Genomic DNA, 7,959 nt, shown 5'->3' with positions numbered 1-7,959 from the left:
ATGCGGGCGCCGCGCAACTCGGCCAGCGCCTCGTCGTGCCGGCGCAGCAGTTCGCCCGCGTGGACCACCAGGCGCTCGCCGGCGGCCGTCAGCGTCACGCCGCGCGCGCCGACATCGAGGGCCGCGCCTTCGCGGGCATCGCGGCCCTCGGCGCCGCGCGGCTGCTCGCCGTCGACGACATCCCCGCGGAGCGCGCCGATGCCTGGCGGCCGCACCGGGCGCGACCCGCCGACATCGCCTTCCTCCAATACACCTCCGGATCGACGTCCGCGCCCAAGGGCGTGATGGTGAGCCACGGCAACCTGATGGCCAATGAGATCGCCATCCAGGCGACGCTGGGCACCACCGCGGAAGATGTCTACGTCACCTGGCTGCCCCCGTTCCACGACATGGGCCTGATCGGTGGCCTGCTGCAGCCGCTGCACGCCGGCGGGATGCTGGTGCTGATGACCACCGCCGCCTTCCTCGCGCGGCCGACGCGGTGGCTGGACGCGATGCATCGCTACCGCGGCACGGTAGCGGCGGGTCCGGACTTCGCCTATCGCCTGTGCGCCGATCGTGTGGCGCGCGCCGGGCGGGACGCGCCTCCGGCCTGGGACCTCAGCGCCTGGCGCATCGCGCTGTCGGGCGCCGAGCCGGTGCGTGCCGACACGGTCGCCGATTTCCAGGCTGCCTTCGCACCCTGCGGCTTGGCCGCGCGCGCTGTCACGCCGAGCTACGGACTGGCCGAGGCGACGCTGCTGGTGACCGGCGGCCAGCGCACGCACGGCGAGGTGTCGCGGCGTTTCTCCAGCGAGGCCTTGAAGCGCGGAATTGCCGCACCGTTGGCGGACGACGCCGCGACCCCGGAGAGCGGCGCGGCCGCCGCCGATGTCGCCGCCCAGCGCCTGGTCGGCTGCGGTGCCGTCGCGCGCGATCACGCCCTGCGGATCGTCGATCCCTCCAGCGGTGCGGCGCGCGGCGTGGGCGAGGTTGGCGAGATCCAGGTGAAGGGGCCGAGCGTCGCGCTGGGCTACTGGGGCCGGCCGGAAGCCAGCGCCGAGACCTTCGTGGAAGAGGGGCCGGATCGCTGGCTGCGCACCGGTGACCTGGGCTTCCTGCTGGACGGGGAGCTCTATGTGACCGGCCGCATCAAGGACCTGATCATCGTGCGCGGCCACAACCTCTATCCCCAGGACATCGAGGCCGCGCTCGAGAGCCGGCTGGACCTGGTGCGCAAGGGCCGCATCGCCGCGTTCGCGGTGCCTGGGCCGACGGGCGACGCGATCGGCGTCGCGGCCGAGGTGTCCCGCGCCACGCGCAAGGCGGTGAGGCCGCAGGCGCTGGTCGCGGCGATCGCGGCGGTGGTGGGCGAAGTCTGCGGCGAGGCGCCCAGGGTGACCGTCCTGCTGAATCCTGGCGGCTTGCCCAAGACCTCGAGCGGCAAGATTCAGCGCAGCGCGGCGCGTCGCAGCTGGCAGGACGGCAGCCTCGATGCCTATGCGGTGCATGCGCACGGCCGGTTCGTGGTCGATGAGGAGGGCGCTGACGAACGTACGTCTGTCGCCGCGCTCGATGCGGCATCCGATGCCGAGCCCGATGGCGACGCCAATCCCGCACACCATGCCGCGCCCGGCGCCCCGCGCGAGGCAGCGCTGAACGACACCGAGCGGGCGCTTGCCGCGATCTGGCACGAGGTGCTCGACGATACCGGCGAGCTTCATCTGACGCCACAGAGTCACTTCTTCGCCGTCGGCGGCAACTCGTTGACCGCAGTGCGGCTCGCTTCGCGCGTGACGGCGCGCTTCGGCGCGAGCCTGGCCGTGCGCGACCTGTTCCAGGCGCCGACGCTCGCCGAGTTGGCCGCACGGGTCCAGGCGCTGCGGCAGGACGCCGGGAAGGCGCCGCCATCGGCCGCGCTGGTCCCCATCGCGCGAGGCGCGACGATGCCGCTCTCGCCGACGCAGCGCCGGCTGTGGCTGGTCGAGCGCTTGACGCCGCGTGCCGAGCGCCAGGCCCATCCCGCCTACAACATGACGGCCGCGCTGCACCTGTCGGGTCCGCTGGACCTGCCGGCGCTGCGGGCGGCCATGGCGGACCTGATCGAGCGTCACGAAGTGCTACGCACCGCCTATCCGGAGAACGACGACGGCGAACCGGTGGCGCTCCTGCGACCGCCCTTCGTGCTGGAGCTTCCGCTGACGGACCTGTCGGCACTCCCTGCGGCTCGCCAGCCCGCAGCGCTGGACGAGGCCTTTGCCGCGATGGCCGGCAACGCCTTCGAGCTGGCTGACGGGCCGCTGCTTCGCGCGGTGCTGCTGCGGCTCGCGCCCGAGCGCCATGCGCTGCTGCTGGGCGTTCACCACATCGTCTTCGACGGCTGGTCGGTGGCCGTCTTCGTCCGCGACCTGGCCACCGCCTATGCCGCGCGCCAGGTGGGCCGGCCGCCGAGCTGGTCGCCGCTGCCGGTCCAGTACGCCGACTACGCCGACTGGCAGACGCGTCAGCTCGCCGCGGCGCTTCCCGCGCTCGCGGCGCATTGGCGCGAGGTGCTGCGGGGCGCGCCGGTGCTGTCGACCCTGCCGCCCGACCGCGAGCGGCCGGCGGTGGCATCGATGGCCGGCGATGCCTTCGCGCTGATGCTGCCGCGCGCGGAGGCCGATGCCATCGCCCAACTGGCCCGTGCGCAGGGAAGCACGCCCTTCGCGGTGATGCTGGCTGCCTTCCTCGCGGCACTGCACCGCCGCGCCGCCAGCGACGACCTGGTCATCGGCACTGACGTCGCAGGTCGCGACCGACCCGAGATCGAGGACCTGATCGGCTTCTTCGTCAATGTGGTGCCGCTGCGTTCACGGCGGGAGCGCGGGGACAGCTTCGTCCAGTGGCTGTCGCGGGTGCGCGACCTGAGCCTGAGCGCCTTCGAGCATGCGGCGATGCCCTTCGACCAGATCGTCGATGCGGCCGGGGTGCCGCGCACACGGCGCCATGGACCGCTGGTGCAGACCTTGTTCGTCGTCCAGAACACGCCGGCGGTGCGCCCGGACCTGCCCGGGCTCGGCATGCGACTCGAGTCGCGCCCGCCCGCCACGTCGAAGTTCGATCTGGCCGTCTTCGTGACCGACACGCCGGACGGTCTGCATGCCGAATGGGTCTTCGCCGCCGCCCTGTACGAGCGCGCCAGCGTCGCCGCCTTCGCCCAGGCCTGGCGGGCGCTGTTGCGCGCCGCCGTGGCCACGCCCGAGGCGGCGCTCGACGCGCTGCTCGACACGGCGACCGATGCGGTGCCGGGTGGCCTCTTGCCTGCTTCTCCTCCGCCTTTCAAGGAGCCGACCATGAGTTCCCTTCCCATGCCCGCTGCCGACAAGCTCGACAAGCTGAGCAAGCTCAACAAGCTGTCCAAACTCGGCAGAGGTCCGGCGGCACCGGCAGCCGGCGTGGGCGCACCGGCCATGGCCGCACTGGCGGCGGTGCGCCTGTCCACGCTGGCCGAGGATCGCCGCTTTCCGCTGATCGTCGAGGCCACCAGTCCGGACCTCGACCCCGTCGCCTGGGCGCGGCGGCACCGCGACGCGATCGAGTCGCTGCTGCTGTCGCATGGGGGGCTGCTGATGCGCGGCTTCGGCCTGAGGACGCCGCAGGAGTTCGAGGCCTTCGCCGAGACCATCGAGCCCGAGCTGTTCGGCGGCTATGGCGACCTGCCGAAGAAGGAGGGCGGTCGCAACACCTATCGATCGACGCCGTATCCCGAGCGGCAGATGATCCTGTTCCACAACGAGAGCGCGCACCTGGAGCGCTGGCCCCGCAAGCAGTGGTTCTTCTGCGAGCTGCCGTCGCCGGTTGGCGGCGCGACGCCGATCGTCGACTGCCGCGAGATGCTGCGGCGCCTGCCCGCCGAGCTGGTCGACGAGTTCGAGCGCAAGGGGCTGCTGTACGTCCGCACCTTCACGCCGCGGCTGGACGTGTCGTGGCAGGACTTCTTCAAGACCACGGACCGCTTGGAGGTCGAGGCGCGGCTGACGCGGGCCGGCACCGGCTTCCGCTGGCTCGATGGCGACACGCTGCAGACGCGCACGCGCTGCCCGGCGGTGGTGAAGCATCCGTTGACCGGGGAGCGGGTGTTCTTCAACCAGGTGCAGCTGCATCACGTCAGCTGCCTGGAGGCGGAGGTGCGCGAGGACCTGCTCGGGCTGGTGGGGCCGGACCGGATGCCGCGGCATGTGATGTTCGGCGACGGCTCGCTGATTCCGGACACGACGATGGCCGTGGTCGGCGCCACCTACGAGGCCTGCGCGGTGCGGCTGGCCTGGCGCCAGGGCGACGTCATCATGCTGGACAACATGCTGGCGGCGCATGCGCGCGATCCCTACGAGGGCCCGCGGAAGATCGTCGTGGCGATGGGCGCAATGTTCGATCGCGCGGCGCTGGGCGGGGAGGGGTGATCCGATGAATGCGATCCACACCCCCGAGATCGTCGCCGCCGCGCTGGCGTCGCGCGGATTGAGCCCCGAGCAGCGGGCGGTCGCCTCGGCGGATCCGACGGCGGCGCTGACCGCCCGGGTCCGCATCGACGGTCCGCTGGATGCGATCGCGCTGAGGCGGGCGGTCGAGCGGGTAATCGGCGAGCATGAGCTGCTGCGCACGGCCTTCGGCACCGTGGAGGGCTATCGCGGCTTGCGGCAATGGCCGCTGCCGGCGACACCGGCCGTCGACTGGCGCGAGGTCGATCTGCGCGGCGCCGACCTGACCGGGCCGAGGGCCGACGGGCCGGACCGGCAGGAAGTCGATCTGGACGGATGCGAAGACGGCGCTGGCGCGCTGCGCGCTTGGCTGGGTCAACTGGCGACGCCGCTGGCGATCGACGAGGGTCGCGTGATCCGCGTGGGGCTGGCTCGCTTCGATGAAGAACACCATGTGCTGGCGGTTCACGCGAGCGCCTTGGTCGTCGACACCGGCAGCGTGTGCGAGTTGCTCGCGCGGGTGTCCGAGATCGTGACCGCCGGCGGACCCAGCGGCAGCTGCGGCTCGAGCGCAGGACCAATCAACGACGCGGACTGGTCCTCGACCGAGGACGCGGCGGGGCGAGCGGATGCCGAGCCGGAACGCTTCCAATACGCGCAGTACGTCGACTGGCGTGCCGAGCTCATGAACGACGACGCGGCCCAAGCGGGTGCCGCCTACTGGCAGGCCCACTTCGCGGACGCGAGCGACTGGCAGGCGCCCCGGTTGGCCAAGCCGCTGGCGCCGCGGATCGGGCGCGTCCAGGCACGCGCGACGCTGTCGCCGGATCTGGTGCGTCGCCTTGCCGTCGCACCTGGGAGACCCGATGCGGCGCCCGCTGCTGATGACGCCAGCGCACACGAAGCGCTCGACGGCATCCGCGCGGCCGGACCCGAAGGACTGCTGCAGGCGGTGTGGTGGCTGCTCCTGGCGCGCCTGAACGGTTTCGAGCGATTCGTCGCCGGCTGGCGGCACGACTGCCGCACCGACTACGAGCTGATGCGCGGCGGCATGGGCCTGTTCGAGAAGATCCTGCCGATGGCGATGACGCCGCGCCCGGACGCCAGCTTCTCCGACTGGCTCGCGCATTGCACCGCGCTCGCGACGAGCCATGTGGATGCCCAGGAGTACTGGCCGGTCGACGCGCCGTCGATCACGGCGCACCGGGACGCCGTCTTCGGCTGGCGCGAGGCGGTGCCGCGCGCTGGCGGGTGGTCCGTGCCGGAGGTCGAGTCTTCGACGACCGAGCACCTGCTGTCGCTCGAGGTGCGCTGGGGCCCTCGGCCGGAACTCGTGCTCAGCGCTGACGGCGTGCGGCATTCGCGCGCGGCCGTCGAGCGGCTGATGTGCCAGTTCAACACCTTGCTGGAGGCGGCGCTCGACCGTCCGCAGGTCGCGGTGCGGGAGCTCGACCCGGTCGGCGAGTCGGAACGGACGGCGCTGCTGGCCTGGCGCGGCGAGCGACGCGAGGTCGGCCGGCTCACGATCTCGCAGCATGTGGCCGAATGGGCCGCCCTGTCGCCGCAGGCGCCCGCCGTCGAGGCGCAGGGGCTGACGCTGGACTACCGGTCACTCAACCAGCGGGCCAACCGGCTCGCCCGCGCGATGAGCGCGCTGGGCGTGACGCCGGGTGCGCTCGTGGCCCTGAACCTGCCGCGCAGCGCCGACCTGATCGTCGCGATCCTGGCGGCATGGCGCGCCGGCGCGGCCTATCTGCCGCTGGAACCCCAGTGGCCGGAAGCTCGCCGGCAAGCGCTCCTCGCCGATGCGCGGCCCGCGCTGGTGCTGCATGCCGGACCGCTCGACGGCGCGACGGCGATCGACGCGGCCACGGAAAGCGCGGCGGTCGGCTGCCGCCAGGCGGCCCTGGCCGGAGAACGCCTCGGCCTCGCCGGCGAGCCCGTCCTCGACCTGCGGACGCTCGACAGCGGCATGCCGCCGACCACGGCGGAGCTGGGCGATCTGGCCTATGTGCTCTACACCTCGGGATCGACCGGCCAGCCCAAGGGCGTCGCCATCGAGCACGGCCAGCTGCTCCATTACGTCGTGGGCAGCTCGGCGGCGTTGGACCTGGCGGCCAGCCGCCGCTGGGCGCTGACCAGCTCGGTGGTGGCCGATCTCGGCAACACGGCGCTGTTCGGCGCGCTGTTCAATGGCGCTTGCCTGGTCATCGCCGACGAGGCCGACACGCACGATGCGGATGCCTTCGCGCGTTTCGTCGAGGGCCGCGGCATCGACGCCGTCAAGATCGTGCCGTCCCACCTGGAGGCCTTGCTGGACGCCCGGGCGCCGCGCCTGCCGCGCACGCTGGTGCTCGGCGGCGAAGCCGCGCCCCGCGCGCTGATCGAGCGGATCTGGCGCCTGGCGCCGGACACCGTGATCCACAACCACTACGGTCCGACCGAAACCACCATCGGCGTGCTGGTGCACCGCGTGCGCGCGACCGATGCGCAGGGTGCCGACGCGCTGCCGCTGACGCAGGTGTTGCCCAACACGCGGGTCCATGTGCTCGACGACGCGATGCGGCTGGTGCCTGCCGGCGCCCAGGGCCAGGTCTATCTCGGCGGTCCCCAGCTGTGCCGCGGCTACCTGGGCCGCGAAGCGCCGGACGCCTTCGTCGACGATCCGTTCCAACCCGGGGAGCGGCTCTACCGCACTGGCGATGTCGCGCAGGTGCTGGCCGAGGGCGGCTTGCGCCTGATCGGACGCGCGGATCATCAGGTGAAGCTGCGCGGCTTCCGCGTCGACCCGGCGGAGGTCGAGAGCGCGCTGTTGACGCTGCCCGGCGTGCGGCAGGCCGTCGTGTTGGCGGGCGAGGGCGCGGGTGGGGGGACCGAGCTGACGGCCTGTGTTGTCATGGTCGACGACCGCGACGACCGCGACGACCGCGACGACCGCGACGACCGCGACGACCTGCGCCAGGCGCTGAAGTCGCTGCTGCCGTCGCACATGGTGCCCGCGCGGGTGGTGCGCATCGACAGCTTCCCGCGCCTGGTCAACGGCAAGCTCGACCGCGCCGCCATCGCGGCGCTATCGGCGTCGATGCTGACCCCGAGATCGCCGGCAACGGCGAAGGCGGCGACGTCACTTGAGGTCGCCTTCGGCGCGATCGATGGGGAAAGCAGCCGGCTGGACGCCCACCCAGCCACCACCGCCGGTGCGCCGCGTGACGCGCTCGAAACCGTCCTGTCGCAGGGCATGGGGCTGCTGCTCGGCCGCGGCCCGATCGGCATCGACGAGGACTTCTTCGAGCTCGGCGGGCATTCGCTGCTGGTGATCCGCCTGGTCGCGCGCCTGCGCAAGCTGCTGGGCATCGAGATCGAGCCGGGCCTCGTCTTCGACCACCCGACCGTGGCCGAGCTGGCCGCCGCGCTGCGCGCCGGCCCCTGGGACACCTCCGGCTTCGAGCGCCTGGCCGCCACCGACTGGCAGTCGTCCGAGTCCGCGACGCCGTCCCCCTGATCCATCCGTTGCACCGATGAA

Annotated in this window: 2 protein-coding genes; both read left to right on the top strand. The window is 72.5% G+C overall.

The window, feature by feature from the left end; all coding sequences use genetic code 11:
• A partial coding sequence (locus tag CS062_RS20315; protein WP_099863380.1) for a condensation domain-containing protein occupies positions 1-4,418 on the top strand: 4,418 nt, incomplete at its 5' end.
• A 4-nt stretch (positions 4,419-4,422) separates the two neighbouring features.
• Entirely contained in the window at positions 4,423-7,938 is a 3,516-nt protein-coding gene (locus CS062_RS20310) for a non-ribosomal peptide synthetase (protein WP_099863379.1), read from the top strand.
• Positions 7,939-7,959: the final 21 nt, after the last annotated feature.

This window comes from Roseateles chitinivorans (genome assembly GCF_002761755.1).
Classification (GTDB): Bacteria; Pseudomonadota; Gammaproteobacteria; order Burkholderiales; family Burkholderiaceae_C; genus Roseateles; species Roseateles chitinivorans.
The sequence above is the reverse complement of the archived record's forward strand: the minus strand, read 5'-3'. Positions and strand labels throughout refer to the sequence as shown.